The 24,950-nt window shown below is 72.3% G+C and carries 23 protein-coding genes; 7 read left to right on the top strand and 16 right to left on the bottom strand.

The window, feature by feature from the left end; translation table 11 throughout:
* Positions 1–2: 2 nt before the first annotated feature.
* Together ACQZOG_RS09340 and thpD are read left to right on the top strand one after the other, a co-directional pair.
* On the top strand, positions 3–401 hold the full coding sequence (locus ACQZOG_RS09340) for an ectoine synthase (RefSeq protein WP_004932953.1): 399 nt from the start codon (positions 3–5) through the stop codon (positions 399–401).
* 6 nt (positions 402–407) lie between these two features.
* Positions 408–1,304 (top strand): ectoine hydroxylase, encoded by an 897-nt coding sequence (gene thpD, locus ACQZOG_RS09335; RefSeq protein ID WP_033275657.1) that lies wholly within the window; start codon positions 408–410, stop codon positions 1,302–1,304.
* 96 nt (positions 1,305–1,400) lie between these two features.
* Here thpD and ACQZOG_RS09330 read toward each other — a convergent pair whose 3' ends face one another.
* The 4 genes from ACQZOG_RS09330 to ACQZOG_RS09315 form a co-directional block, all read right to left on the bottom strand.
* Positions 1,401–2,453 (bottom strand): aminotransferase class V-fold PLP-dependent enzyme, encoded by a 1,053-nt coding sequence (locus ACQZOG_RS09330; protein ID WP_058915862.1) that lies wholly within the window; start codon positions 2,451–2,453, stop codon positions 1,401–1,403.
* Positions 2,454–2,522: 69 nt separating this feature from the next.
* Positions 2,523–3,266 (bottom strand): DsbA family oxidoreductase, encoded by a 744-nt coding sequence (locus ACQZOG_RS09325; RefSeq protein WP_033275659.1) that lies wholly within the window; start codon positions 3,264–3,266, stop codon positions 2,523–2,525.
* Positions 3,267–3,369: 103 nt separating this feature from the next.
* Positions 3,370–3,978, bottom strand: coding sequence for a DUF1349 domain-containing protein (locus ACQZOG_RS09320; protein WP_193468663.1), 609 nt, complete (start codon positions 3,976–3,978; stop codon positions 3,370–3,372).
* Positions 3,979–4,025: 47 nt separating this feature from the next.
* Positions 4,026–4,622 (bottom strand): hypothetical protein, encoded by a 597-nt coding sequence (locus tag ACQZOG_RS09315; protein ID WP_351034721.1) that lies wholly within the window; start codon positions 4,620–4,622, stop codon positions 4,026–4,028.
* Between the two features lie 221 nt (positions 4,623–4,843).
* On the opposite strand from ACQZOG_RS09315, the gene ACQZOG_RS09310 reads away from it, so the two are divergent.
* Both ACQZOG_RS09310 and ACQZOG_RS09305 read left to right on the top strand, forming a co-directional pair.
* The gene (locus ACQZOG_RS09310) at positions 4,844–6,577 is read left to right on the top strand and encodes a sensor histidine kinase (protein ID WP_430741429.1); all 1,734 of its coding nucleotides are present in this window, start codon (positions 4,844–4,846) and stop codon (positions 6,575–6,577) included.
* An 89-nt stretch (positions 6,578–6,666) separates the two neighbouring features.
* Positions 6,667–7,329: a response regulator transcription factor gene (locus ACQZOG_RS09305; protein WP_033275663.1), complete on the top strand. Its 663-nt coding sequence runs from the start codon at positions 6,667–6,669 to the stop codon at positions 7,327–7,329.
* Between the two features lie 21 nt (positions 7,330–7,350).
* On the opposite strand, the gene ACQZOG_RS09300 is transcribed toward ACQZOG_RS09305, so the two are convergent.
* Entirely contained in the window at positions 7,351–8,880 is a 1,530-nt protein-coding gene (locus tag ACQZOG_RS09300) for an aldehyde dehydrogenase (NADP(+)) (RefSeq protein WP_397662752.1), read from the bottom strand.
* Positions 8,881–9,022: 142 nt separating this feature from the next.
* Between ACQZOG_RS09300 and ACQZOG_RS09295 the strand changes: the two genes are divergently transcribed.
* The 3 genes from ACQZOG_RS09295 to ACQZOG_RS09285 all read left to right on the top strand — a co-directional run bounded on the left by ACQZOG_RS09295 (position 9,023) and on the right by ACQZOG_RS09285 (position 11,891).
* On the top strand, positions 9,023–9,796 hold the full coding sequence (locus ACQZOG_RS09295; protein WP_033275665.1) for an IclR family transcriptional regulator: 774 nt from the start codon (positions 9,023–9,025) through the stop codon (positions 9,794–9,796).
* 3 nt (positions 9,797–9,799) lie between these two features.
* Positions 9,800–10,273, top strand: coding sequence for a GNAT family N-acetyltransferase (locus tag ACQZOG_RS09290; RefSeq protein ID WP_033275666.1), 474 nt, complete (start codon positions 9,800–9,802; stop codon positions 10,271–10,273).
* Between the two features lie 160 nt (positions 10,274–10,433).
* Positions 10,434–11,891 carry a peptidoglycan D,D-transpeptidase FtsI family protein gene (locus ACQZOG_RS09285; protein ID WP_401457935.1) on the top strand — a complete coding sequence of 486 codons (1,458 nt, stop codon included), beginning with the start codon at positions 10,434–10,436 and terminating at the stop codon, positions 11,889–11,891.
* Positions 11,892–11,961: 70 nt separating this feature from the next.
* Here ACQZOG_RS09285 and ACQZOG_RS09280 read toward each other — a convergent pair whose 3' ends face one another.
* The 11 genes from ACQZOG_RS09280 to ACQZOG_RS09230 form a co-directional block, all read right to left on the bottom strand.
* Positions 11,962–13,410 carry an NCS2 family permease gene (locus tag ACQZOG_RS09280; protein WP_193456394.1) on the bottom strand — a complete coding sequence of 483 codons (1,449 nt, stop codon included), beginning with the start codon at positions 13,408–13,410 and terminating at the stop codon, positions 11,962–11,964.
* A gap of 144 nt (positions 13,411–13,554) precedes the next feature.
* Complete coding sequence (locus ACQZOG_RS09275; RefSeq protein ID WP_354794373.1) at positions 13,555–14,625, bottom strand: dienelactone hydrolase family protein; 1,071 nt, start codon at positions 14,623–14,625, stop codon at positions 13,555–13,557.
* Positions 14,622–15,722: a pectinesterase family protein gene (locus ACQZOG_RS09270; RefSeq protein ID WP_058915871.1), complete on the bottom strand. Its 1,101-nt coding sequence runs from the start codon at positions 15,720–15,722 to the stop codon at positions 14,622–14,624. The genes ACQZOG_RS09275 and ACQZOG_RS09270 overlap by 4 nt, the downstream gene beginning before the upstream one ends.
* Before the next feature lie 88 nt (positions 15,723–15,810).
* Positions 15,811–17,136: a pectate lyase family protein gene (locus tag ACQZOG_RS09265; RefSeq protein ID WP_430741428.1), complete on the bottom strand. Its 1,326-nt coding sequence runs from the start codon at positions 17,134–17,136 to the stop codon at positions 15,811–15,813.
* 32 nt (positions 17,137–17,168) lie between these two features.
* A complete protein-coding gene (locus ACQZOG_RS09260; RefSeq protein ID WP_033275672.1) occupies positions 17,169–17,957 on the bottom strand; it encodes a rhamnogalacturonan acetylesterase in 789 nt (262 codons plus the stop codon).
* A 122-nt stretch (positions 17,958–18,079) separates the two neighbouring features.
* Positions 18,080–19,441 carry an ABC transporter substrate-binding protein gene (locus ACQZOG_RS09255; RefSeq protein ID WP_037638940.1) on the bottom strand — a complete coding sequence of 454 codons (1,362 nt, stop codon included), beginning with the start codon at positions 19,439–19,441 and terminating at the stop codon, positions 18,080–18,082.
* Positions 19,438–21,000, bottom strand: coding sequence for a family 43 glycosylhydrolase (locus ACQZOG_RS09250; RefSeq protein WP_430741427.1), 1,563 nt, complete (start codon positions 20,998–21,000; stop codon positions 19,438–19,440). The genes ACQZOG_RS09255 and ACQZOG_RS09250 overlap by 4 nt, the downstream gene beginning before the upstream one ends.
* A complete protein-coding gene (locus ACQZOG_RS09245) occupies positions 20,997–21,842 on the bottom strand; it encodes a PmoA family protein (protein WP_037638942.1) in 846 nt (281 codons plus the stop codon). Before ACQZOG_RS09245 ends, ACQZOG_RS09250 begins: the two co-directional genes overlap by 4 nt.
* Positions 21,839–23,023, bottom strand: a complete 1,185-nt coding sequence (locus ACQZOG_RS09240) for a Gfo/Idh/MocA family protein (protein WP_430741426.1) — start codon at positions 23,021–23,023, stop codon at positions 21,839–21,841. Before ACQZOG_RS09240 ends, ACQZOG_RS09245 begins: the two co-directional genes overlap by 4 nt.
* Positions 23,020–23,916 carry a carbohydrate ABC transporter permease gene (locus ACQZOG_RS09235; protein ID WP_037638944.1) on the bottom strand — a complete coding sequence of 299 codons (897 nt, stop codon included), beginning with the start codon at positions 23,914–23,916 and terminating at the stop codon, positions 23,020–23,022. Before ACQZOG_RS09235 ends, ACQZOG_RS09240 begins: the two co-directional genes overlap by 4 nt.
* Entirely contained in the window at positions 23,913–24,845 is a 933-nt protein-coding gene (locus ACQZOG_RS09230; RefSeq protein ID WP_033275678.1) for a carbohydrate ABC transporter permease, read from the bottom strand. Before ACQZOG_RS09230 ends, ACQZOG_RS09235 begins: the two co-directional genes overlap by 4 nt.
* Between the last annotated feature and the right edge of the window lie 105 nt (positions 24,846–24,950).

Raw genomic sequence — 24,950 nt, 5'->3', positions numbered from 1 at the left:
CCGTGATCGTCCGTTCGTTCAAGGAGATCGAAGGCACCGACCGGCACGTGAAATCGGCGTCCGGCACGTGGGAGAGCAAGCGCATCGTCCTCGCCAAGGAGAAGGTCGGCTTCTCCGTGCACGAGACGATCCTGTACGCGGGTACGGAAACCGACATGTGGTACGCGAACCACATCGAGGCCGTCGTCTGCACCAAGGGCGACGCCGAGCTCACCGACCGCGAGACCGGGAAGACCTACCACATCACGCCCGGCACCATGTACCTCCTCGACGGCCATGAGCGGCACACGCTCAAGGTCAAGGAGGACTTCCACTGCATCTGTGTCTTCAACCCGCCCGTGACCGGACGGGAGGACCACGACGAGAACGGCGTCTACCCGCTGCTCACCGAGGAGGTGTGATCCACCATGACCACGACCACGCGCGTCACCGATCTCTACCCGACCCGCGGTGCCACCGAGGTGGTCACCCCGCGTCAGGACCCGGTCGTCTGGGGTTCCCCGGACACGCCGGGCCCCGTCTCGGCAGGTGACCTCCAGGCGCTGGACCGCGACGGCTTCCTGGCCATCGACCAGCTGATCGGCCCGGACGAGGTCGAGGTCTACAAGCGCGAGCTGGACCGGCTGGTGACCGACCCGGCGATCCGCGCGGACGAGCGCTCGATCGTCGAGCCGAAGTCCCAGGAGATCCGCTCGGTCTTCGAGGTGCACAAGATCAGCGAGGTCTTCGCGAAGCTGGTGCGCGACGAGCGGGTCGTCGGGCGCGCCCGGCAGATCCTCGGCTCGGACGTGTACGTCCACCAGTCGCGGATCAACGTCAAGCCCGGCTTCGGCGCGAGCGGCTTCTACTGGCACTCGGACTTCGAGACCTGGCACGCCGAGGACGGCCTGCCGAACATGCGCACCATCTCGGTCTCGATCGCGCTCACCGAGAACTACGACACCAACGGCGGGCTGATGATCATGCCCGGCTCCCACAAGACCTTCCTCGGGTGTGCGGGAGAGACGCCGAAGGACAACTACAAGAAGTCGCTCCAGATGCAGGACGCGGGGACGCCGTCCGACGAGGCGCTGACCAAGATGGCGTCGGAGTACGGCATCAAGCTGTTCACCGGCAAGGCCGGCTCGGCGACCTGGTTCGACTGCAACTGCATGCACGGCTCCGGCGACAACATCACGCCGTACCCGCGCAGCAACGTGTTCATCGTGTTCAACAGCGTCGAGAACACGGCGGTCGAGCCCTTCGCGGCCCCGATCCGCCGCCCCGAGTTCATCGGCGCGCGGGACTTCACCCCCGTGAAGTAGGGACACGCACGGCGGTGACGTGTGCGCACCGCCTCACCGACTGCGGGCCGGGCCTCCTCGTGTGGGACAAGGAGGCACCGGCCCGCTGCCGTGCGCTCAGCCGGACAGCGCGTCGAGCAGCCGGTCCACGTCGGCGGCCGTGTTGTAGAGGTGGAACGACGCCCGCAGGTTGCCGGCACGGTTCGACACCTCGATGCCCGCCCTCGACAGCTCCGGCTGGAGCCGCCCCAGCCCCGGCACGGACACGATGGGCGAGCCGGGCGCGGGCAGCGGCTCGTGGCCCAGCGAGGCGAGTCCGGCGCGGAAGCGGTCGGCGAGGGCGAGGTCGTGGGCGCGGACGGCGTCGACTCCGAGTTCCTCGAAGAGTGTGAGGGACGCCCGCAGGCCCGCCCAGCTGAACAGGGCGGGGGTGGTGTCGAACCTCCGTGCGCTGTGGGCGAGTTCGGCGACGGGCCCGTAGCAGCTGTCCCACGGGTTCTCCCCGGCCGTCCAGCCGGCCTGCACCGGGACCAGGTCGCCGAAGTCCTCGGGGGCGGTCAGGAACGCCGCGCCGTGCCCGCCCAGCAGCCACTTGAAGGTGATGGCGACGGTGTAGTCGTACGCACCGGCCTCCACCGGCAGCCAGCCCGCCGCCTGGGAGAAGTCGACGTAGGTGCGGGCCCCGTGGGAGCGGGCCGCCTCACGCAGCGCGGGCAGGTCGGCGATCCGGCCGTCGGCGGACTGCGCGGCGCTGACCGCGACCAGCGCGGTGCCCGGCCGCACGGCGTCGGCCAGCCCTTCCAGCGGCGCGGACCGCACCTTGAGGTCACCGCGCGCGTGGAAGGGGTTCAGCACCGAGGTGAAGTCGTCGTCGGCGGTGAGGACTTCGGCGCCCGGCGGCAGGGACGCGGCGACCAGTGAGGAGAACAGGGCGACGGTCGCCCCGGCCGCCACCCGCTCGGCGGGCACGCCCGCCAGCCGGGCGTACGCGGCACGGCACGTCTCGACGTCGGCGAACAGCGGGTCGAGCGGGCGCCCCTCCGCGCGCAGCCGGACGGCCGCGTCGAGCGCGGCCACGGCCCGGGCGGGCAGCAGGCCACTGCTCGCGGTGTTCAGGAAGGTGTTCTTCGGGGTGAACTCGGCACGGACGAGGCTCTCGAAGGTCTCCATGGGACCACTCTGCGACCCGTCCGTGCCCCCGTCCATCGCACATGTCTGTGCGGTACCGCTAAGGAACGCTTATACGTCCGCGCCGGCCTGCGGGTTCTCCCGCGCGGGCACCGCGCACCCGTCCGGACCGCAGGCCTCGGCGTCCGTGCCCCCGTCGACGAGGGTCAGCGGGGACCGCTCGCCCCAGGCCTGGGTGAGCGCCTTGGTGAAGACGTCCACGGGCTGGGCGCCGGAGACGCCGTACTTGCGGTCGAGCACGAAGAACGGCACCCCGCGCGCGCCGAGCCGGGCGGCGTCCTGCTCGTCGGCGCGGACCTCGGCGGCGTACGCCTCCGGGTCGGCGAGCACCGCGCGGGCGGCCTCGGGGTCGAGGCCGGCGGCGCCGGCGAGTTCGACGAGCCGCTCGTCGTCACCGAACAGGGAGCGCTCCTCGGCGAAGTTGGCCCGGTAGAGCAGGTCGAGCAGCCGCTCCTGGCGGCCGTGCTCGCGGGCGAGGTGCAGCAGGCGGTGCATGTCGAAGGTGCCGCCGTGGTCGCGGCCCCGGGTGCGGTAGGGCAGGCCCTCGGCTGCGGCCTGGGCGCCCAGGTTGTCCTCGCCGGCCTCCGCCTGTGCCTGGCTCATGCCGTACTTCTTGGTGAGCATCGTGAGGACGGGTTCGACGTCGTCCTTGGCGCGGCCCGGGTCGAGCTCGAAGGAGCGGTGGACCACCTCGACGCCGTCCCGGTGCGGGAAGGAGGCCAGCGCCTTCTCGAAGCGGGCTTTTCCGACATAGCACCAGGGGCAGGCGATGTCGCTCCAGATCTCGACGCGCATGGGCGGGCTCTCTCCTGGGTCGTCCGGTCGCGGAGACCTCCTCCGCAACCGGATGAACGTTCAAGCATCCGCCGCCATTCCCGGTGGTTCCTCCGGGCCTCGCTCAGCTGCCGTCGCGCAGGTCCGGCGGCCAGTGGAGCCGGTACTCGATGTGGTCGAAGGTCACCACGCACCCCTCCCCCATCGGTGACTGGGTCGCGAACCCGACGAGGGCCGCCCCCGTCTCCTTCTCGTCGCCGAGGGTGAACAGCCGGACGAAGGTCCACTGCTTGCCGTCGCGCGAGGCGTGGAAGGCGAAGGCGCGCCCGGTGCGGCTCACCCGCAGCCAGACCGCCTTGCCGTCCACGGTGAAGGAGTTGGCGTCGTCGGAGTGGCCCCGGGTGACGACCGTGCAGACGGTGGGCACGTCCGGGGAGTACTCCAGGCACAGCTTGGCCCACGCCTCCTCGCCGACGTGCACGTAGAGCACCCCGGCGTCGAAGGAGCCGGCGAAGCCGACCGTGACCCGGGCGATCAGCTGGAAGTCGCCGTCGGGCGCGCCGAGCAGCCGGGGCGCGTCGGCGGCGGACTCCAGGGCCTCGCCGGTGGGCGGCACGAAGCGGTCCTGCCGGGGTCCCGCCCATCCGGTGAGGACGCCGTCCTCGTAGGACCAGGAGCCGTCAGGGCCGTAGGTCCGCAGCGGGAAGGGGAGTTCAGGTATGTCCAGGTCCATGGCGGGATTGTCCCAGGAGCGGCCCCGGCGCGTGTGCCGGATCCCGGTCAGCGGCCCTGGAAGGTGTCCAGGGCGACCGCCTGGGCGACGGCGAGCCGCAGGTCGAGGCCGGGGTCGGTCACCTCGACGAGGTAGCGGTCACGCAGGCCGATCTTCTTGTCGACGGTCATCACGGGCTTGCCGTCGCTCTCGAAGTCGAAGTGGTACGGCCAGGCGAACGGCACCAGGTCCAGCGGCAGCCAGTCCCAGGCCCGGCGCAGCACGGCCACGAACCGGTTGCGCTCCCGCCCCACGGCGTCGGGCGCGCCCGGCTGCTCCAGCACCCAGGTGGAGCGGACCAGGGAGGTGAAGAACCGCTCGTGGAAGGCGCCGATCGGCCTGCCCTCGGCGTCCAGCACGTCGAAGCCCTCGCCGGGGTCCAGCAGAGTGCGTTCCCTGACGGTGAACGCGACCTGGCTCTTCGTCTCGTCGGTGTGGAAGGTCAGGTGCTCCCTGAGGGAGAACCGCCTCTGCTCGGCGTAGGCGAGAACCCGGCCCTCGGAGCCGTCCGGCCCGGTCCCGGTGACGAGGTACCGGTCGGTCTTCAGGGTGGCCCTCTGCGTGACGGTGAAGCGCCGGCCGGCCCAGGGTCCCGTTGCGTCCACTGCTGTGCTCCCGGTGTCGGTGGAGGTGCGGAGCCGGCACAGGTCCTCGCCGGCTCCGCCATCGTCGCGGGGCGGGCCGTGCCGGCGCAGTCTCCGGAAGTCGCGGTCCGCAACGACCAACGGCGGTACGGACGTTGACGGGCGCCGTTCACTTTCGTCGTTCGGGGCCGCTACGGAGGGAGGATGCCGGCGCCCCGGTGCGGGCCCCTAGGGTCGGGCGCGTGGACACAGCGCCGATCTCTCGCCCCGCCCGCCTCTCGCTGTCCCGGCTGGCCGCCGCCTCCCCCTGGTCGCGCGGCCGGATCGCCGGGGAGACCGTGCTGCTCCTGGTGCTCGCGGGCATCGCGGGCCCGATGTACGCCGTGGAGAGCGGATCCGCCGCGAAGGGCTGGGCGGTGGCCCTGGTCGTCGCGCTGCTTTCCCTGGTCCGGCGGTCGCTGCCCGCCACCGTGCTCGTCGTCTCCTCCGCGCTGGCCGGCTCGATCCTGGGCACCGGCCCGCTGCTCATCTACGCGAGCTGGTCGGCGGGCAGCCGTGTCAAGCGCCCCTGGCGCGCGGTCGGCGCGTACGCCGCCGGGCTGGTGCTGTACGTCGCCGGTGGTCTGCTCGGGGACGGGGCCGAGGACGCGCTGGAGCTGTCGCTGCTGATGGCGGCGGCCCTGGGCGCGGGCCCCTACCTGGTGCTGGCGGTCGTGCCGGGGCTCGCCTCCCGGTACCGCGCGCAACGCCGTGACCTGCTGTGGGCCCTGCGCCGGCACAACGCCCAGCTGGTGCGCGAGCAGGCGATGGTGGCACGACAGGCGCGGCTGCTGGAGCGGCAGCGGATCGCCCAGGACATGCACGACAGCCTCGGCCACCAGCTCGCCCTGATCGCGGTGCACGCGGGGGCGCTCGAGGTGGACCCGGAGCTCGGCGACCGGCAGCGGGAGGGCGTGGGCATCCTGCGGGAGGCCGCCAGGGCGGCGATGCGGGAGCTGCGCGAGGCCGTCGGCATCCTCCGGGACGACACCGAGGAGCCGGCGGCGCCCGCTCCCGGCCCCGGACCGGAGGCGGCGGGGACGCCACCCGCCCGGGGCGCTGCCGGGGTGGACGCGCTGGTCGCCTCGTCGCGCGGCGCGGGCGCGCCGGTGGAGCTGCGTCGCAGGGGCGAGGCGCGGCCCCTCGCCCCTGCCGCGGACCACGCGATGTACCGCATCGTCCAGGAGGGCCTCACCAACGCGCACAAGCACGCGCCGGGCGCCCCGATCACCGTGGAGCTGCGCTACGAGCCGGACAGCCTGGTGGTGGAGGTGGCCAACGCGCCGGTGCCGGACGGGACACCCCCGGCGCCGCCCGCGATCAGCGGCGGCCAGGGGCTGGCGGGGCTCGGCGAACGGGCCCGGCTGGTCGGCGGCATGGTGCACAGCGGCCCCTCCCCCGACGGCGGCTTCCGGCTCGCCGGTGTGCTGCCGTACGGCGACGGCGCCCCGCCGTCCGGCCGCGAGGACGCGACGTCCGTCGCCGCGGGACGCGACGTTCGGGGGCAGATCGGGGCGGGCGCCGCGGGCGACGGTGGAGCGGACATCGAACGCTCCGACCCGAAGGAGTACGCCGCCATCATGAGCAGCAAGAAGAACGTCGCCCTGGGGTGCGCCCTCGTCTCCGTCGTCCTCGTCGCCGGCACCGTCGCCCTGCTGGTGTGGGGAGTGGGCAAGCTGATCGACGAGGTGGAGAAGGGCGTCATACCGGCGCACGTGTACGAGGACGCCCGAGTCGGCGACGCCGAGGCGGAGCTGCGCGGGCAGTTCCCCGAGGGCGGCTCGCTGCTCACCGACGGCGTGGAGAAGCAGGGCCCGCCGCTGCCCGAGGACGCGGTGTGCGAGCACTTCGTGGACGACGAGGAGGACATCGTGTACCGGTTCTGCTTCCGCGACGGGAAGCTGGTGGCCAAGGAGTCCTACCCGCACGTGGTCTGACGGACCGCCGGCTCCGGACCGGGGCGGGATCGGGCATGATGGCATGGCTCCGCCATCCGCCCGTCCCACCGCACCGCGCAGGAGGCCGCGTGATCCGGGTCCTGGTCGCCGACGACGAGCCGCTCATCCGGGCCGGCATCAGGATGATCCTCACCTCGGCCGACGACATCGACGTCGTGGCCGAGGCGCGGAACGGCCGGGAGGCCGTGGAGACGGCCCGCTCCACCGCAGTCGACGTGGCGCTGCTCGACATCCAGATGCCGGAGCTGGACGGCCTGACGGCGCTGGCCGAGATCGGCCGGGCCGCGCCCCACGTGCGGGTGCTGATCCTGACGACGTTCGGGGAGCGGGAGAACGTGCTGCGGGCGCTGGGCCACGGCGGCGCCGGGTTCCTGCTGAAGGACTCCGCGCCGCAGGAGCTGATCCACGCGGTCCGCGCGGCGGCGGCCGGGAACGCCTACCTCTCCCCGGCCGCCACCCGGCACGTGGTGGACACCCTGGCCTCTCCCGCCGCGACCGCGCGCGGCGAGGAGGCGCGCCGCCGGCTGTCCGCGCTCACCGAGCGGGAGCTCCAGGTGCTGGCGCTCCTCGGGGAGGGACTGTCCAACGCGGACGCCGGGGCGCGGCTGCACATGAGCGAGGCCACGGTGAAGACGTACGTCAGCCGCATCCTGACCAAGCTGGACTGCGGCAACCGGGTGCAGGCCGCGCTCCTGGCCCGGGACGCGGGCCTGGAGCCGGCCGGCGGATGAACACGGCCCGCTGGAGGGCGGTCAGCGCTCCAGGCTGCCGTTGAAGCGGCGGGGCAGCCCGAGCGGGTTGTCGTCCTTCAGCTCCGGCGGAAGCAGCGCCTCGGGGGCGCCCTGGTAGACGACGGGCCGCAGCCAGCGCTCGATCGCCGTGCCGCCCACGGAGGTGGACGTGGAGGTGGTCGCCGGGTAGGGGCCGCCGTGGTGCTGGGCGGGGGCGACGGCGACGCCGGTCGGCCAGCCGTTCACCAGGACGCGTCCCGCGAGCGGCGTGAGCTCCCGCAGCAGTTCGGCGCCGCGGCCCTGCCCGGCCGCCTCCTCGGAGGACAGGTGGACGGTCGCGGTGAGGTTGCCGGGGAGCCGGGACAGCACCGCCCGCACCTCCGTCTCGTCCGTGTAGCGGGCCACCACGGTGACCGGCCCGAAGCACTCCTCCAGCAGCAGGTCGTAGGCGCCCTCACTGGTCAGCCGCTCCGCGGGGACGGTGAGGAAGCCGGCGCTGACGGTGTGCTCGCCGCCCGCGCCCGCGGTCACCGGGGTCTCCACGTCGGGGAGCTGGGCGCGCTCGGTGACGCCGGCGAGGAAGTTGTCGCGCATGCGGTGGTCGAGGAGGACACCGGGGTCGGTGTCGCTGACCGCGTCCGTGAGGGACTTCAGCAGGGCGTCGCCGGCCGCGGAGGCCGGGGCGAGGACCAGGCCCGGCTTCACGCAGAACTGGCCGACGCCCAGCGTCATCGAGCCGGCCAGACCCGCGCCGATCGCCTCGCCGCGCTCGGCGGCGGCGGCCTCGGTGACCAGGACCGGGTTGAGCGAGCCGAGTTCGCCGTGGAACGGGATGGGCACGGGGCGGGCGGCGGCCTCGTCGAAGAGGGCGCGGCCGCCGCGGACCGAGCCGGTGAAGCCGGCGGCCGCGACCATCGGGTGCCGGATCAGTTCGATGCCGGCCTCGAAGCCGTGCACCAGGCCGAGCACGCCGTCGGGCACCTGGTGCTCGGCGGCGGCCCGGCGGATCACCTTGGCGACCAGCTCCGACAGGGCGGGGTGGTCGGGATGGGCCTTGACGACGACGGGGCAGCCGGCCGCGAGCGCGCTCGCGGTGTCGCCGCCGGCCACGGAGAAGGCGAACGGGAAGTTGGACGCCGAGTAGACGGCGACGACGCCCAGCGGGATCTTGTAGCGGCGCAGGTCCGGGATCGGCGGGGTGGCGGTGTCGTCGGGGTGGTCGATGACGACGCCGAGGAAGTCGCCCTCCTCGACGATGCCGGCGAAGGCGCGCAGCTGGTAGCAGGTGCGGGCGAGTTCGCCGGTGAGGCGGACCGGGCCGAGCGCGGTCTCGGCGTCGGCGGCCTCGACGAGCCGGTCGCGGGCGGCTTCCAGTTCGTCGGCGGCGGAGCGCAGGAAGGCGGCGCGGACGGTGCGGTCGGTCAGCGCCTCGCGCGCCTCGTCGGCGGCCCGGACGGCGGCGTCCACCTCCTGGGCTGTGGCCTCCACCGCAACCTGCTCGCGCTGCTTCCCGGTTCGGGGGTCGACACTCCAGACTGGTGCTGCTGCCACCGCGGGTCCCTCCACTTGAATGCCGCATGCAATGCCGCAGTATGTACGTCACCCCCAGCAGGTGTTCGATATACTGAACACTGTCTCTGTGGGTGAATGTGCTTCGGAGACTATTTCCCGGCGAACGAAGGGGTCAAGGGCGATGTCGGCTGGCGAGACGGGGGGCGGGGCGCAGGTCAAGTCCGCGGTACGGACCGTTGAACTGCTCGAATACTTCGCCGGACGCCCCGGGATGCACTCCCTGGCGGCGGTCCAGGAGGCCGTCGGGTACCCCAAGTCCAGCCTGTACATGCTGCTGCGCACGCTCGTCGACCTCGGCTGGGTGGAGACGGACGCGACGGGCACCCGCTACGGCATCGGTGTGCGGGCGCTGCTGGTCGGCACCTCGTACATCGACGGCGACGAGGTCGTCGCGGCGGCCCGGCCCACGCTGGACCGGCTCTCCGACGACACCACCGAGACGATCCACCTGGCGCGTCTCGACGGCACCAACGTCGTCTACCTGGCCACCCGCCAGTCCCAGCACTACCTGCGCCCCTTCACCCGCGTGGGGCGCCGGCTGCCCGCGCACTCGACCTCGCTGGGCAAGGCGCTGCTGAGCACCTACACGGACGAGCAGGTCCGCAAGATGCTCCCCGAGACGCTGCCCGCGCTCACCGAGAACACCCTCACCGACCGGGAGAGGCTCATCGAGGAGCTGCACCAGGTGCGGGAGCAGGGCTTCGCGGTGGACCGCGAGGAGAACACCCTGGGGCTGCGCTGCTTCGGCGTGGCGATCCCCTACCGCACGCCCGCCCGGGACGCCATCAGCTGCTCGGTCCCGGTCGCCCGGCTCACCCCCGCCCACGAACAGATGGTGAAGGACGCCCTGTTCGACGCCCGCGACCGGCTGACCCTGGCCACCCGGAGGCTCTGACCCGTGGACATCGCCCTGCGCCCGGTGCACGACAGCGACCTGCCCGTCTTCTTCCGGCAGACGAACGACCCGGAGTCGGTGCGGATGGCCGCCTTCACCCCCGAGGACCCGGCCGACCGCGACCGCTTCGACGCGAAGTGGGCGCACATCCGCAGCTCCCCGGAGATCGTGGCGCGCACGGTCCTCGTGGACGGCGACGTGGTGGGCTCCGTGTCCGTCTTCGGCGAGGCGGGCGAGCGCGAGGTGACGTACTGGATCGACCGCGCCTACTGGGGCAGGGGCATCGCCACGGCCGCGCTGGGCGCCCTGCTGGCGGAGGTGACCGAGCGCCCGCTGTACGCGCGCGTGGCCGCCGACAACGCGGGCTCGCTGCGGGTGCTGCGCACCTGCGGCTTCCAGGTCACCGGGGAGGCCAGGGGGTACGCGCCGGGCCGGGGCGAGGAGACGGACGAGCTGGTGCTGGCCCTGGAGGGCTGAAGCGCCCCGAAGGGGCACGGGGAACTGCGCGACCGGCCCCCACCGGGCCCGCACCGATGGGTGAGCGACCTCACGCCCGGTGGGCGCCCGTATGAACCCCCGATGAGAATCGGCCCGGTCGGGAACGCCCCGCCCACCCCCACTCGTCTGTCCTGACGCGATGAACAGGACCATCAGGCGTGCCTCCGTCTTCACGCTGCTCCTCGTCTTCGCCCTCCTCGTGCGGGCGACCTGGGTGCAGTTCTACGAGGGCCGGGCACTGGCGGACGACAACGACAACCGGCGCAACGCGATCGAGACGTACGCGGAGCCGCTGGGGAACATCGTCGTGGCCGGGGAGCACATCACCGGCTCGGCGCGGACGAAGGGGAGCGACCTCGCGTACAAGCGCACCTACACGGACGGTCCGCTGTACGCGGCGGTGACCGGCTACGCCTCGCAGGCCTACGCGCCGACCCAGCTCGAGGGCATCTACGCGGACGTCCTCAACGGCACGGACCCCCGTCTGAAGACGGTGACGGACACGGTCACCAGCGGGCGGGCCGCCCCGGGGAACGTGGTGACGACCGTCGACCCGGCCGTGCAGAAGGCCGCGTACGAGGCGCTCGGTGACAAGAAGGGCGCCGCGGTCGCCGTCGACCCGGAGACCGGCCGGATCCTCGCCGCCGTGTCGACCCCGTCGTACGACCCGGCCTCGCTGACCGACGCCAACACCGCCGGCGAGGCGTGGACGCGGCTGAACGAGGACCCGGACAAGCCGCTGACCAACCGGGCGCTGCGCCAGCCGCTGCCGCCCGGCTCGACGTTCAAGCTGGTCGTGGCGGCCGCCGCGCTGGAGGACGGGCTGTACGGCTCGGTGGACGAGCCGACCGACAGCCCCGATCCCTACCCGCTGCCGGGTTCGTCGAAGGACCTCACCAACGAGAACCCGTCCGCGCCCTGCGAGAACGCCTCGATCCGGGTGGCGCTGCAGTACTCCTGCAACAACGTCTTCGGCAAGATGGCCGTCGACCTGGGGCAGGACAAGGTGCGCGACACGGCGGAGAAGTTCGGCTTCAACGACGAGGAGCAGGACGTCCCGGTGCGCGCCTACACCAGCGTGTACCCCTCGGACATGGACCGGGCGCAGACCGCGCTGAGCGGCATCGGGCAGTTCGACGTGACGGCGACGCCGCTGCAGATCGCGATGGTGTCGGCGGCGCTCGCGAACGACGGCGAGCTGGTGTCGCCGCACATGGTGTCCCAGGTGACCGACAGCGGCGGCGACGTGCTGGAGGACCACGACGAGGACGCCTCGACGCGGCGGATCGTCAGCTCCTCGACCGCCGAGCAGCTGCGGTCGGCGATGCGGACGGTGGTGGAGGAGGGCACGGGCACCAACGCGCAACTGCCCGGCGCCACCGTGGGCGGCAAGACCGGCACGGCCCAGCACGGCGAGAACAACAGCAAGACGCCGTACGCCTGGTTCACCTCGTACGCCGAGTCCGGCTCGAACGGCAAGAAGGTCGCCGTGGCGGTGCTGGTGGAGCAGTCGGACGCGCAGCGCTCGGAGGTCAGCGGCAACGGGCTGGCCGCCCCGATCGCGCGGGAGACGATGAGGGCCGCGCTCCAGGACTGACCTCGCGGGACACACACGTGCGGGCCGCCCCCGGTGCTCGACGGGGGCGGCCCGCGGCTGTGCGCGACGGTCAGACGCCGAGCAGCTGCTCGATCGGGTCGATCGCGAAGTACACCAGGAACAGCGCGGAGGTGCCCCACAGCAGCCAGTGGACCTCCTTGGCACGGCCCAGGACCGTCTTGACGAGGACGTAGGCGAGGAAGCCGGCGCCGATGCCGTTGGTGATGGAGTAGGTGAAGGGCATCACGGCGATGGTGAGGAACGCCGGGACGGCGATCTCGTAGCGGTCCCACTCGATGTGCTTGACCTGCGTCATCATCAGGAAGCCGACGGCGACCAGGGCGGGGGCGGCGGCCTGGAGCGGGACGATGGTGAGCAGCGGGGTGAGGAACAGCGCCAGCCCGAACAGCGAGCCGGTCACCAGGTTGGCGAAGCCGGTGCGGGCGCCCTCGCCGACGCCGGCCGCCGACTCGATGTAGGAGGTCGCCGAGGAGGCGGAGGCGGCGCCGCCCGCGACGGCCGCCGCCCCGTCGATCAGCAGCACCTTGCCGAGGCCGGGCACCTTGCCGTCCTCGTCCAGCAGCCCGGCCTCGGCGCTGACGCCGACGACGGTGCCCATGGTGTCGAAGAAGTCGGACAGGATCAGGGTGAACACCAGCAGCACGACGGTGACCACGCCGACCTGGCCGAACGCGCCGAACAGGCTGAACTGGCCGAGGAGGCCGAAGTCGGGGGCGTCCACGATCGTGTCGGGCCACTCGGGCGTGGTGAGGCCCCACGTCTCGACGTCGGCGATCGCGTTGATGACCAGCGCGACGACGGTCATGGTGACGATGCTGACGAGGATCGCGCCGCGCACCTTGCGGGCGAGCAGGCCGATGGTGAGGAGCACGCCGACGCAGAACACCAGCATCGGCCAGCCGGTGAGGGTGCCGGTGCTGCCGAGCTGGACCGGCACGGTGGTGTTCGCGGCGTCCGGGATGCGGGTGACGAACCCGGCGTCGACGAAGCCGATCAGCGCGATGAACAGACCGATGCCGACGCTGATGGCCTGCTTGAGCTGCTGCGGGATGGCGTGCATGACCGCCTCGCGCAGTCCGGTCACCACCAGGACGCAGATGAGCAGGCCCTCCAGCACGATCAGACCCATCGCGTCGTCCCAGCTCATCAGCGGGGCGAGCTGGAAGGCGACGACCGCGTTGAGGCCCAGTCCGGCGGCCAGGGCGAGCGGCAGGTTGCCGCCCACGCCCATGATGACCGTCATCACCGCGGCCACCAGGGCGGTGGCGGTGGTGAGCTGCACCGGGTCGAGCTGCTCACCGAACTTGTCCTTCGCGCTGCCCAGGATGAGCGGGTTGAGCACGAGGATGTAGGCCATCGTGAAGAAGGTGGCGAAGCCGCCGCGTATCTCCCGGCCGAACGTCGAGCCTCGTTCGGTGATCCGGAAGAACCGGTCGACACCCGTCGCCTCGGGCGGCGCACCGGCCTGCCGTTCGGCCGTCTTCTGTGCCTCGGACATGCAACTGCTCCTCGATGAGCGGGACATGACGATCTGCTGAACGCTGGCTGGATTGTGCCCGTGCCGTACGTCGTTCGGGTGTGCTTCGTGTGACGGATTGGCATACCGGCGGGCCGGACGCCGTCCGACCCCTCGGACGGGGTGTCAGACCCGGAGCACGGAGTCCAGCCAGGCGTACGTCTCGTCCTGCATCGGGGAGGCGAAGGTGTGGCCGTGCTCGGGCCAGACCTTCAGCAGCAGCCGTTCCCCGGCGTCCCAGGCCCGCCAGACCGTGCGCAGCCTGTCATACGCGGCGCGTACTCCGTCGGCGGGGAAGTGGGGGTCGCGTCCGCCGTGGAGGAACAGCATCGGCTTGGGCGCGGCGATGCTCGCCACGTCGGGAAGGTCCAGGTGGCGGGCGAGTCCGGGGTGCAGCATGTGGAACGCCGACTGGCCGCGCAGGGTGTTGTTGCCCGGCACCAGCAGCTGCTTCAGCCCGGACATCCAGCAGACGCTCGCGGCCGCGGTGACGTGGTCGCTCGACGCGGCGGCCTGCCAGGCGCGGTAGCCGCCCATGGACCAGCCGACGGCGGCGACCCGGCGGGCGTCCACCCGGTCGAGGCCGGCGAGGTAGGCGACGGCGCGCTGGTCCTCGCGGGCGTGCAGTCCGGCGAGGGAGGAGCCCAACTGGTAGAGGGTGGACGCGAGCGCCTGCTGCTCCTCGTATACGAGCGGGCCGCGTTCGCCCCAGCCGAGGGCGTCGAGACACAGCACCGCGTACCCGCGGCGGGCGAGTTCGTCGCCGGGGAAACGCCCGTCGAAGTGACGCGCGGCCCACTCCTCGGCGGAGGCGAGCAGGGTGTCGTCGTACCAGGGGCGGACGCACTTCTCCTTGCCGATGTCGAAGCGGGAGCCGTGGTCGTGGAGCAGCAGCACGGCGGGGAAGGGGCCCGTGCCGTGCGGGGTGAGGAGGACACCGCGGGCCCGGGTGCGGCGGGTGAGCGTGACGGTCACCGACTCCCGCGCGTACCCGTCCCCTTCGGGTCCGGGCGTGTACTCGGGGTCGTAGGGCAGGCAGGGTTCGGCGGGGACGAGGAGCGCGTCCTCCACCGCGGCCCGGGCCGTCCGGCGCCACCGCGCGGGGTCGCGGACGGGTGAGGTCCCCCAGGCGAGCGGGAACGTCAGGTCGTCCTTGAGCGCGTCGAGCAGGCCGGGCGGCCCGGGCACGGAGGTCATGCCTGGGGCCGCCAGTCGCCGAGCCAGACCTGACGGGTGTGCGCTGCGGCCTGGGCGGGGGTGAGCTGGGGCCGGTTGGCGGGGACGGTGACGACCGCGCCGGGACCCGTGTTGCGGTACTCGGCGAACCGCTGGTCCTGCCAGGGGTACCCGCTCGCCATGTTCGTGTAGGGCGCGACGGCGTCGACGCCGGAGCCGAGGCGGGTGTCGCGGACGGTGAGCATGGGCCGGGCGGTCGGGTCGGAGCTGGGCACCCAGGGGCGGGCCAGTTTGTAGTGACCGTCCGGCGCCTCGCTGCTGATGCGGCTGCCGGTCACGAGGAAGCCGTGCGGGTTGGTCACGGCGGTGGAGGGCGCGAAGACGAAGCCGAACGGGGCGGACGTCAGGTCGGGGCGTACCAGGGTGCGGAAGTCGCAGTCCTCGAACACCGCGGTGGCCCGGCCGAAGACGAAGTCGACGTCGCCCTCGGCATAACAGCGCGTGAAGTACTGCCGGGCCACGGTGTCCAGGGACGCCGAGTCGGCGTAGAGGGTGTCCTGGTGGCCGAGGAACCGGCAGTCGAGGAAGGCGCTGCGGTCGCCCATGACCTTGACGGCGACGGCCTGGGTGCCGCTGACGCCGGGGTGGTCGGCGCGCAGCCAGTCGTTGGCGAAGGTGACGCGGCGGGCGGTGAAGCCGTCGGGGCGCAGGGTGGTGGTGGCCGACCCAGAGGTGCCGTAGGTGCCGCCGCCGGGCTTCGGGGTGCCGGCCGCGTTGTCGTACACGACGACCACGTCGCGGGGGTCGTCGGAGGCGCCGATCCAGGTCATGCCGGTGCGGTCGGCGGGGACGGAGACGGTCTCGCGGTAGACGCCGGGGGCGATGACGAGGGTGCGTCCGGTGCCGGTGGCGGCGTCGACGGCGGCCTGGAGGCCGGTGAAGTCGCCCTCGCCGCGCGGGTGGACGTACAGGGTGGTGGCGGTGAGGCGCGCGGAGGGCGAGCCGTAGCGGCCGAACGGACGCCGGTGGGCGTGGGCGGGTGCGGCGGACAGGGCGAGGGCGGAGCCGGCCGCGGCGCCGGCCAGCAGGACGTTCCTCCGGGACAGGTGCGAGGGCATGCGGGTGCTCCTTGTGGGGACTTGGGGGTGGGGCCGGTGCGGTCCGCAGAGGGGGCGGACCGCACCGGCGTCCTCGGACGGCGTGCGGTCAGCGGAGGCGGCCGGCGCCCGCGCCGAGACGGACCAGGGCGGGCACGGCCCAGGCGGGGTGCACGGTCCTGCGCAGCGTGGGCGTCCAGCCGGCGCCGGAGCGCAGGGTCTCCTCGGGGATCTCCGCGTTGTGCACGGCGATCAGGTCGACCGGCCTGCCGTCGACCAGGTTGTGCCGGGCGGTGAGGGGCGCGTCGTTCCAGCGCTTGAGGACCTTCGCCGGGCTGACCCCCCGGGGCAGGGTGAACGCGTTGTGCTCGGCGACGAGCTGGGACTCCTTGCCGACGCCGAAGCTGTAGCCGTACCCGGAGCCGGCCACGAAGTGGTTGTTGTAGACGTCGACCTGCCCGAAGCGGACACGCGGGGTGCGCTCGGTGAGGTCCTCGAACAGGTTGTGGTGGAAGGTCGCCTTCAGCTTGCCCCGGTCGCCCACGGCGGTGGACTCGCTGTCGCTGTTGCCGATGAGGATCGTCTTGTCGTGCTCGGTGAACACGTTCCAGGAGGCGGTGACGTGGTTGGCGCCCCTGACGATGTCCAGCTCGCCGTCGTGCTGCTGGTAGAGCATGCCGAAGTGGGTGGGGGCCGCGCTGTCGGGGTGCGCGCCGTCGGTGAAGGTGTTGTGGTCCAGCCACACATGGGTCGAGCCGTACACGACGACGGTGTCGTACTCGCTGTTCCAGTTGCCGCGGTCGCCGTCGGTGGGGTCCCACTGCGGGAAGCAGTCGACGGGGCTCTCCAGGGTGAGGTTGCGGACGATGACGTTGTCGACGTCCTTGATCTGGAGGCTGGCGCCCTTGATCGCGGCGTCGCGTCCCACGCCGATGATCGTGGTGTCGGAGGGGACGTTCACCTTGATCGCCGCGTCCTGGTGGGCAGCGGAGGCGCGGCGCAGCCCTTCGGGGCTGTCGTCGGGCTCGTCGGTGAGGTCACGTTCCAGGCCCCAGGTCTCGGGGGCGTACGCCTCCAGGTAGGCGTCGAAGTCGTAACCGGGGACGGCGAGCGCGTCGCAGCCGTCGGCGACGGCGTCGATGGTGCCCTTCACCTTGATGATCCTCGGGGCGTCCCCGCCCTCCGTGAGGGCGGCGGTGAACTGGGCCCAGTCGGTCACGGTACGGACGTGTGCGGCGTCGGCGGCGGCGCCTCCGGTGGTGCCCGAGCCGTGGGACGCCCAGCCGTCGCCCGCGGGCAGCGTCCGGCGGGCGGGGTCGCGATGCGATGGGGTGTGGGCCTGGGCGGTGGTGCAGGTCAGGCCCAGCACGAGGGCGGTGCAGCCGGCCAGCACACCGACTCTCCTGGCATGCCCATGCCATACATGAACGTTCATGGTGCGGCTCTCCTGTTCGTGGTCCGGGGGTGTTACGCGGCGGCCTCCGGCCAGGTGATCCACGACGGCGGGATCTCCTCGTCCAGCCGCCGCACGTCGTGCGGCGCGAGCACCCGGGTGCGCAGCAGCTCCCGGGCGACCAGCCGTGCCACGGCGATCGCGCCCGTCGGTGAGAAGTGCGTGTTGTCCTGCTTGGTGTCGGTCCAGTTGAAGTAGGCCTGCGTCGCCTCGGGCCCCAGCTCCTGCCAGAGCGCGAGGGACAGGGCCTGTACGTCGAGCAACGCGACCCGTTCCCGCCGGGCCAGCGCGCGCATCGCCGCCGGGTACTCCCCGTGGCTGGGCACGGCCCGCCCGTCCGCGTCGAACCTCCGCCGCTCCACGGGGGTGGCCAGCACCGGCCGCGCTCCCCGCGACCGGGCGCCGTCCAGGTACAGACGCAGGTACCGCTGATAGGTGGTCCAGGGCTCGGTGTACCGGGCGGGGTCCTCGGTCTTCTCGTCGTTGTGCGCGAACTGCACGAGCAGCAGATCGCCCGGGCGGACCCCGGCGAGCAGGGCGTCCAGCCGCCCTTCGTCGACGAAGCTCTTCGAACTCCGGCCGTTCAGCGCATGGTTGGCGACGACGAGCCCGCGCCCGAGCAGGAACGGCAACGCCGTCCCCCACCCGGTCTCGGGCGCGGCGTCGGCGTACTTCTGAGCGGCGGTGGAATCACCGGCGATCCACACGGTCCGCGACCGGCGTGATCCGGCATATGCCGTACCGCCCGCGCTCACGGCGAGCCCGACCCCGCCGACGACAACGTGCCTACGCGAAAGAGCCACACCCTGTGCCTTTCATGGAAGGGGGAGACGAAGCGCCCCCCTCAGGGGGCGCGGGGAACTGCGCGCCCGGCCGGGGACGGCCCGCAGCCGCGAAACCACGGGCCCCCCGACCGAACAGGCGATCAACTCATCTGCTCGTCCCACTCGGCCTGAGCCTCGTTCAACTGCTCGGCGAGCCCGTCCAGGAAGGACTTCGCGCTCATGTCCCCCAACAGCACCTTCTGGAAGTTCGGCTCGTTGTCCGCCTTGGAGATGGTGTTCCAGTCGGGCAGGTAGTACGGCAGCTGCACGATGGTCGTGGACCCGTCACTCAACGCGTCGGCCGCCAGCTTCGTCGGCTCCGCCTTCGCGATCCACGCGTCCTTCGCCGCGTCCGCGTGCGCCGGCACCTGTCCCGCCGACTCGTTGAACTTCGAGTTCGACTCCGCCGACGCGGCGAACTCGATGAACTTCCAGGCGGCTTCCTTGTTCTTGGAGCTCTTGAACAGGCCGATGCCGTCGACCGGGTTGGAGACCTGCACCCGCTTGCCGTCGGTGCCGACCGGCTGCGGGATGCCCCGGAACTTCCCCTCGCCCAGCGCCTTCACGTGGTCCTGGTAGGAGCCCAGGTTATGGTTCAGCATCCCGATCTCGCCGGAGTCCCACTGCGCGACCATCTTGGTGAAGTCGTTGTTGAGGTCGGCGGCGGGCGTGACCTTCTTGAACAGGGCCGCGTACTTCTCCAGCGCCTTCACGTTCCTCGGGTCGTTGACCGTGGTCTTCTTGCCGGTGGAGTCCCAGAACGAGGTGATGCCGGACTGCCCGTACATCGCGTCGAGGGCCTGGGCGATGGAGCCGGCACCGCCGCGGATGGTGTAGCCGAAGCGGTTGCTGCCCTTGTCGGTGAGCTTCTCCGCGGCCTCGAAGAAGCGGTCCCAGGTGGTCGGCTCCTCCAGTCCCGCCTTCTCGAACATGTCGGTGCGGTAGTACAGGACGCCGTTGTTGGCGGAGGTCGGCACGGAGTACAGCTGGTCGTCCCCGCCGCCGGCCGCGCGCAGCGACTCGATCATGTCCTTGTTGAGCTTGCCGTTGAGCGACGAGCCCTCCAGCCGCTCGTCGAGTGGCTCGAGCGCGCCCTGGGCGGCGAAGCCCGCGAGCATGGAGGCGCTGATGCCGCCCACGTCCGGCATGCTGCCGCCCTGGATGGCGGTGTCCACCTTGGACTGGTACTCGGTGGAGGCGATACCGACGTACTGGACGTCGATGTCCGGGTTGGCCTTCTCGAAGTCGGCGATGATCTCCTTCCAGATGTCGGTGCGGACACCGCCGTTGTTGTCCCAGAAGACGATCTTCCCCTTGCCGTCGCCCTCGGCGCCCGCGCCGCCGCTGCCGTCGTCCCCGCAGGCGGTGGCGGTCAGCGCGAGGACCGCTCCCAGGGCGACGGCCGCCGACGTCCTGCCGCGACGCCCTCTGCCCGTGCTCGTTCCGAGAATGCTGATCTTCATCGGTCGGCTCTCTTCTCCTGGATACGGATCCTGAACTGCGTGAACGTGGCGGTACCGGCGTGTCCCTGACCGGTGGGCGCCAGGGCGGCCAGGCCGAGCAGAGCACCGACCCAGCGCCAGGGAGTCGCGGCGAAGACCTGACCGGAGGGGCGGAAGCCCTCCCCGGCGCCGTCTCCGCCGCCGTCCCCCGTGTCGTACGAGAAGCTGCAGCGCGCACCCGCGCCGATGTCGACCCGCAGCCGGGCCCGGCCGCCGGGTGCGGGGCGCGGGGGCGCGGCGTCCCGTTCCCTCTCGGCGGCCGTCTCGGCGAACCGGTGCACGAGCATCACGGCGCCGTCCGTGCCGCGCTCGAGTCCGATCCAGCTGTAGGCGTCGCCGAGGACCGCGAGTCCGGCGCGCGCCCCGGGTTCGCCGTCGTCGAGCCGCAGGTCCACCTCGACGGTGCACGGGGCGCCGGGCAGCCGCTGGGTGAGGACGTGGGGCAGGGCGCGCAGGTCGTGCGCGTCGAGGGTGCGGACGCAGGTGAGGCGCAGCCCGTCGGCGGAGTGGTGGGTGGCCCAGCCGTCCCGGGGGTTGGCGGTCCACTGCCACTGCCGGCCGGGGCGTCCGCCGGGGAAGTCGTCGTCGGTCGCGGGCGCGGCGGGTCTCTGCGGCGGAAGGTCCGGGCGGCGGTGCCCGGCGACGGGCGCGCCGTCGTCCCCGATCACCGGCCAGCCGTCCGGGTCCCACTCCATCGGCTGGAGGTGGACGACCCGGCCGTACGCGCCGCGCTGCTGGAAGTGCAGGAACCAGTCCTCGCCGGACGGGGTGCGCACCCAGCCGCCCTGGTGCGGGCCGTTGACGTCGGTGTCCTTCTGCTCCAGGACCACCTTCTCCTCGTACGGGCCGAAGAAAGCGCGGGAGCGGAAGGCGCCCTGCCAGCCGGTCTCCACTCCCCCGGCGGGGGCGAGGATCCAGAACCAGCCGCCGTGCTTGTGGAGCTTGGGCCCTTCGAGGGTGAACCAGCCGGGGATGCGGTCGCCGTCGACGATCACCTTGCCCTCGTCGAGGAGTTCGGTGCCGTGCGGGTGCATCCGGTGGCCGGTGAGGCGGTTCTTGACGCCGGAGCGGGACTTGGCCCAGGCGTGCACGAGGTACGCCTCGCCGGTTTCGTCGTCCCACAGGGGGCAGGGGTCGATCAAACCCTTGCCGGCCTTGATCAGGTGCGGGCGGGTCCACGGGCCGCGGATCTCAGGGGCGTTGACCTGGAAGATCCCCTGGTCGGGGTCGCCCCAGAAGATCCAGAAGCGGCCGTCGTGATGACGCAGGGACGGCGCCCACACCCCGCAGTCGTGCCGGGGCACCGCGAACTCGCTCTCGGGTTCCAGGCGGTGCAGGGCGTGGCCGACGAGGGTCCAGTTGACCAGGTCGCGGGAGTGCAGCAGGGGCAGCCCGGGGACGCGGCCGAAGCTGGACGCGGTGAGGTAGAAGTCGTCGCCGACGCGGATCACGTCGGGGTCGGACCAGTCGGCGTCGAGGACGGGGTTGCGGTAGACGGGGTCGTCGGGGGCGGCGCTCACGCGGTCACCGCCTTCGTGACCAGGGCGGCGGCCTCCTCGCGGCCGAGCCGGCCGTCGGCGACGACGGTGACGACCCGGCGCTCCACCGTCTCCCCCGGCGGGACGGGCAGCCGCGCGTCGTGCGCGAGGGAGGAGCCGACGCCCGGGTACTCCTCGGTGCGCACGAACCACGGGTCACGGCGGGTCGCCTCCGTGGCCGCGGCGAACACGAGGGTCCAGGTGGACCCGGCCAGGGCGACCCAGCCGGCGGTCCGCCCGTGCGCCGCGTCCGTGCCGTCGGCCGCCTCGGTGAACACGTCCGCTTCCGCTTCCTCCTTGCGGGCCCGCCAGAAGAAGCCTCCGTAGGCGGCGCCGGGACGCCCGTTGGTGGCGGGGCTGCCGACGGACAGCGGGCGTCCCGACACGTTGGTGAGCGCGAACGTGAGGTCGAGGGCCCAGGCGCCGTCGGTGAGGGCGGTCGCGGTGACCGTGCGCTGCTCGCGCAGCAGTTGGCCGGGCGCGGCCACCCAGCGCAGCTCCTCGGTGAAGCCGTCGGCCTCGCGCCGGTGGTAGGCGGTGTGCCGCTGGGCGCCGTGGTTGTCCAGCTCGGTGGGTCCGCGGCCCTGGACGTAGGTGCGTCCGCCCCAGAAGTTGAACCCCTCGACGTCGGGAACGGCGACACCGACGCCGAGGTGGTGGGCGTGGTCGGCGGGGCTCAGCTCGGTGACCGCCGTGCCGGCCAGGGTGGTGACGGGGTGCAGGTAGGGCCGCGGGGAGAGCCGGGCGGGCAGTTCCGGCCGGGTGACGTACCGGCCGACGGGCCGGCCGGCGACGCGCAGCACCACGGAGTCGTTGCCGGTCATCGGGTGCTCACCTCTTTCGGCAGACGGTGGTGGGCGGGCCGGGCCCAGGGGGCGCCCAGCTCGGAGTAGAGGGAGAGGCGCTCCGCGGCGGCCGCGACCAGGGCGTCGACGCCGGGCACCACCCGGCGGTCCTCGCCGGGGACGCGGCGCCAGGCGTCGTCGGGCAGCGGAGACGGGTCGGGGGCGGTGCGGATCGCCTCGACGACCTGCATGAAGGCGCCGGTGTCGTCCGGGGTGACCAGCAGCGGGCTGCCGTCGCGGAGGTGGGCGACGAGGTTCTCCAGCAGGTCGGTGCGGCCGAAGCGGAGTTCCTCGGGGCCGTGGTCCGCGCGCTGGAGCAGGACGCGGTCCTGCTTGTACCAGAAGGTGATCCGGCCGCTGGTGCCGTGCACCACCACGTACGGCTCGTCGGCCCGCTCCGCGCACAGCGTGGCGGCGACGGTGACCGAGCCGCCCTGGGCGGTGGTGACGCGGACGCAGGAGGTGTCGTCGGACTCGATGTCGTTGGCGCGCAGCAGCTCGGTCTCGATGCCGGCGACGTCCTCGGCGCGGGTGCTCCCGGCCAGCGCGAGAGCGGTGGCGACGGCGTGGGCGAGGGGGTTGGTCAGCGCTCCGTCGACCACGTCCACGCCGTCGAGGCGCCGGCGGCCCGCCCAGGGCGCGCGGCGGAAGTACGCCTCGGGGCGTACCCAGGCCCCGGCCCCGCCGATCCCGGTCACCCGGCCGACGGCGCCCTCGGCGATCAGGTCGCGGATCGCGGGCACGGCGTGCGAGCCGAGCGACTGGAAGCCGATCTGGCAGGCCACGCCGGCCGCCGCGACCCCGTCCGCCATCCGCCGGAACGCGGCGTACGACGGGGCCGGGGGCTTCTCCAGGAGCAGGTGCACGCCCCGCTCGGCGGCGGTGAGCGCGAGGGCGGTGTGGGTGGGGATGGGGGTGCAGATCACCACGGCGCGGGCGCCGGTGGAGTCGAGGAGTGCGCCGAAGTCGGATGACTGCTCGGGGAGTTCACCGCCGAACTCCTCCTCCGTGAGCGGGGTGAGCTCGCAGATGCCGACGAGCCGGACCAGACCCTGGGCCTGGAGGCGACGGATGTTCTCCACATGCCAGCGGCCGTGGCCGCGGGCCCCGGCCAGGACGACCGGGAGCGGGGCGCCGGGGGCGGCGGACGAGACGCTCATCCCTTCACCGCCCCCGCGCTGAAGCCGGTGATCAGCCACTTCTGGATGAAGGCGAACACGATCACCACGGGGACGGCGGCGATGATGCCGCCCGCGGCGAGCGCGCCGAGGTCGACGCTGTCCGCGCTCATCAGGGTGTTGAGGCCGACCGGGACGGTCTGCTTCTCCTGGTTGTTGAGGAACATCAGGGCGAACAGGAAGTGGTTCCAGGAGTGCACGAAGGCGAAGGAGCCGACGGCGATCAGGCCGGGCCGCAGCAGCGGCAGGACGACCACCCGGAACGCCCGGAACCGGTCGCAGCCGTCGACCCAGGCGGCCTCCTCCAGCGAGTAGGGCACGTTCTTGATGAAGTTGCTGAGCAGGATCATCGACAGCGGCAACTGGAACACCGTCTCGGCGATGATGACGCTGCCCAGGGAGTTGATCATCCGCAGCTCGGCGAAGATCTCGAACAGCGGGACCAGCAGCAGCGCGCCGGGCACGAACTGCGAGCAGAGCAGCGCCAGCATGAAGCCGCGCTTGATCCTGAAGTCGAACCGGGCGAGCGCGTAGCCGCCGGCCAGGGCCACCAGCGTGGTCATGAACAGGGTGGCGACGCCGACGAGGACGCTGTTCTGGAAGAAGGTGCCGAAGCCGCGGTCCGTCCATACCTTCTCGAAGTGGGCGGTGGTCATCGGCCAGGGCACGAGCGAGGTGGAGCCGGCCGGGCGCAGCGCGAACAGCAGGATCCAGTAGAAGGGGATGAGGGTGAAGACGAGGTAGATGCCGAGCGGCAGGTAGATCTGCCAGCGGGGCGCCTCGTCCCAGGCCCGGCGCCGCGTCGTGGGCCGGGGCGGCTCGGGGACGGCCGGCGCGGGGGCGGGGGCGGCCGCGGTGGCCTCCTTGGTGATCACTTCTCGCCTCCGAACTTGCTCAGCCGCAGGTAGACCATCGAGCAGAAGAGCAGGATCACGAACGCCACCGTGGTCAGGGCGGACGCGTAGCCGAAGTCGTGCGCGTCGACGGAGGTGTTGGCGATGTACAGCGGCAGCGTGGTGGTCGAACCGGCGGGTCCGCCGCCGGTCAGCGTGTAGAGCAGGTCGACGTTGTTGAACTCCCACACGGCGCGCAGCAGCGTGGAGAGGATGATGGCGTCCTTCAGGTGCGGCAGCGTGATGTGCCAGAACTGCTTGAGGCGGCCGGCCCCGTCCACCTCCGCGGCCTCGTACAGGTCCTTGGAGACGGACTGGAGGTCGGCGAGGATGAGGATCGCGAAGAAGGGCACCCCGCGCCACAGGTCGGCGACGACCGCCGCCGGGAACACGGTGGAGGTGTCCGACAGCCAGCTCACGCCGTACTCGCCGATGCCCATGTCCGCGAGGTAACGGGTGATGCCGGTCTGGGAGTTGTAGAGCAGCACCCAGATCGCGGAGGTGAGCACGCCGGAGACGGCCCACGGGGAGAAGACCAGCGCGCGGCCCAGACCCCGGCCCACGAAGGTCTGGTTGACGATGAGGGCGAGGGCGAGTCCGAACAGCAGCTGCAGGCCGACCTCGACGAACACCCACTTGGCGCTGAAGACCAGGGTGTCCCGGAAGAGGGGGTCCTCGGTGAAGATGCGGGTGAAGTTGTCGAGGCCCGCGAAGCCGTTCCGCCAGGGCTTGGTGGGGTTGTACTCCTGCAGGCTGTAGTAGAAGACGCTGAGCACCGGATAGGCGATGAACCCCAGCATGAGCAGGGCGGCCGGCGCGATCAGCAGGTAGGGCAGTCGGCGGGGTGTGGCGGAGGCACGGCGCCGCCTCGGTGGCGCGGGCGGTTTCGCCACGGCTGCGGCTTGGGCCATGACTGTTCTCCGTTTCTCGGTACGTCGTGCTGTGCGGTGCCTGGCTAGGTGGCTCTCAAGCGCGATAGGAAGCGCTTTCTGCACGGGTGTGCGGGGGCCGGGCCC

The sequence above is a fragment of the Streptomyces sp. P13-3-3 genome, from assembly GCF_050571355.1.
Classification (GTDB): Bacteria; Actinomycetota; Actinomycetes; order Streptomycetales; family Streptomycetaceae; genus Streptomyces; species Streptomyces althioticus.
This window is presented reverse-complemented; position numbering and strand designations above follow the sequence as displayed.

What these genes read in the sequence shown, in the direction of transcription:
- thpD (WP_033275657.1), top strand. Translation starts at nt 408, where the DNA reads ATGACCACGACCACGCGCGTCACCGATCTCTACCCGACCCGCGGTGCC.
- ACQZOG_RS09330 (WP_058915862.1), bottom strand. Translation starts at nt 2,453, where the DNA reads ATGGAGACCTTCGAGAGCCTCGTCCGTGCCGAGTTCACCCCGAAGAAC.
- ACQZOG_RS09240 (WP_430741426.1), bottom strand. Translation starts at nt 23,023, where the DNA reads ATGAGCGTCTCGTCCGCCGCCCCCGGCGCCCCGCTCCCGGTCGTCCTG.
- ACQZOG_RS09285 (WP_401457935.1), top strand. Translation starts at nt 10,434, where the DNA reads ATGAACAGGACCATCAGGCGTGCCTCCGTCTTCACGCTGCTCCTCGTC.
- ACQZOG_RS09230 (WP_033275678.1), bottom strand. Translation starts at nt 24,845, where the DNA reads ATGGCCCAAGCCGCAGCCGTGGCGAAACCGCCCGCGCCACCGAGGCGG.
- ACQZOG_RS09255 (WP_037638940.1), bottom strand. Translation starts at nt 19,441, where the DNA reads ATGAAGATCAGCATTCTCGGAACGAGCACGGGCAGAGGGCGTCGCGGC.
- ACQZOG_RS09275 (WP_354794373.1), bottom strand. Translation starts at nt 14,625, where the DNA reads ATGACCTCCGTGCCCGGGCCGCCCGGCCTGCTCGACGCGCTCAAGGAC.
- ACQZOG_RS09320 (WP_193468663.1), bottom strand. Translation starts at nt 3,978, where the DNA reads ATGGACCTGGACATACCTGAACTCCCCTTCCCGCTGCGGACCTACGGC.
- ACQZOG_RS09325 (WP_033275659.1), bottom strand. Translation starts at nt 3,266, where the DNA reads ATGCGCGTCGAGATCTGGAGCGACATCGCCTGCCCCTGGTGCTATGTC.
- ACQZOG_RS09280 (WP_193456394.1), bottom strand. Translation starts at nt 13,410, where the DNA reads ATGTCCGAGGCACAGAAGACGGCCGAACGGCAGGCCGGTGCGCCGCCC.
- ACQZOG_RS09265 (WP_430741428.1), bottom strand. Translation starts at nt 17,136, where the DNA reads ATGAACGTTCATGTATGGCATGGGCATGCCAGGAGAGTCGGTGTGCTG.
- ACQZOG_RS09245 (WP_037638942.1), bottom strand. Translation starts at nt 21,842, where the DNA reads ATGACCGGCAACGACTCCGTGGTGCTGCGCGTCGCCGGCCGGCCCGTC.
- ACQZOG_RS09270 (WP_058915871.1), bottom strand. Translation starts at nt 15,722, where the DNA reads ATGCCCTCGCACCTGTCCCGGAGGAACGTCCTGCTGGCCGGCGCCGCG.
- ACQZOG_RS09295 (WP_033275665.1), top strand. Translation starts at nt 9,023, where the DNA reads ATGTCGGCTGGCGAGACGGGGGGCGGGGCGCAGGTCAAGTCCGCGGTA.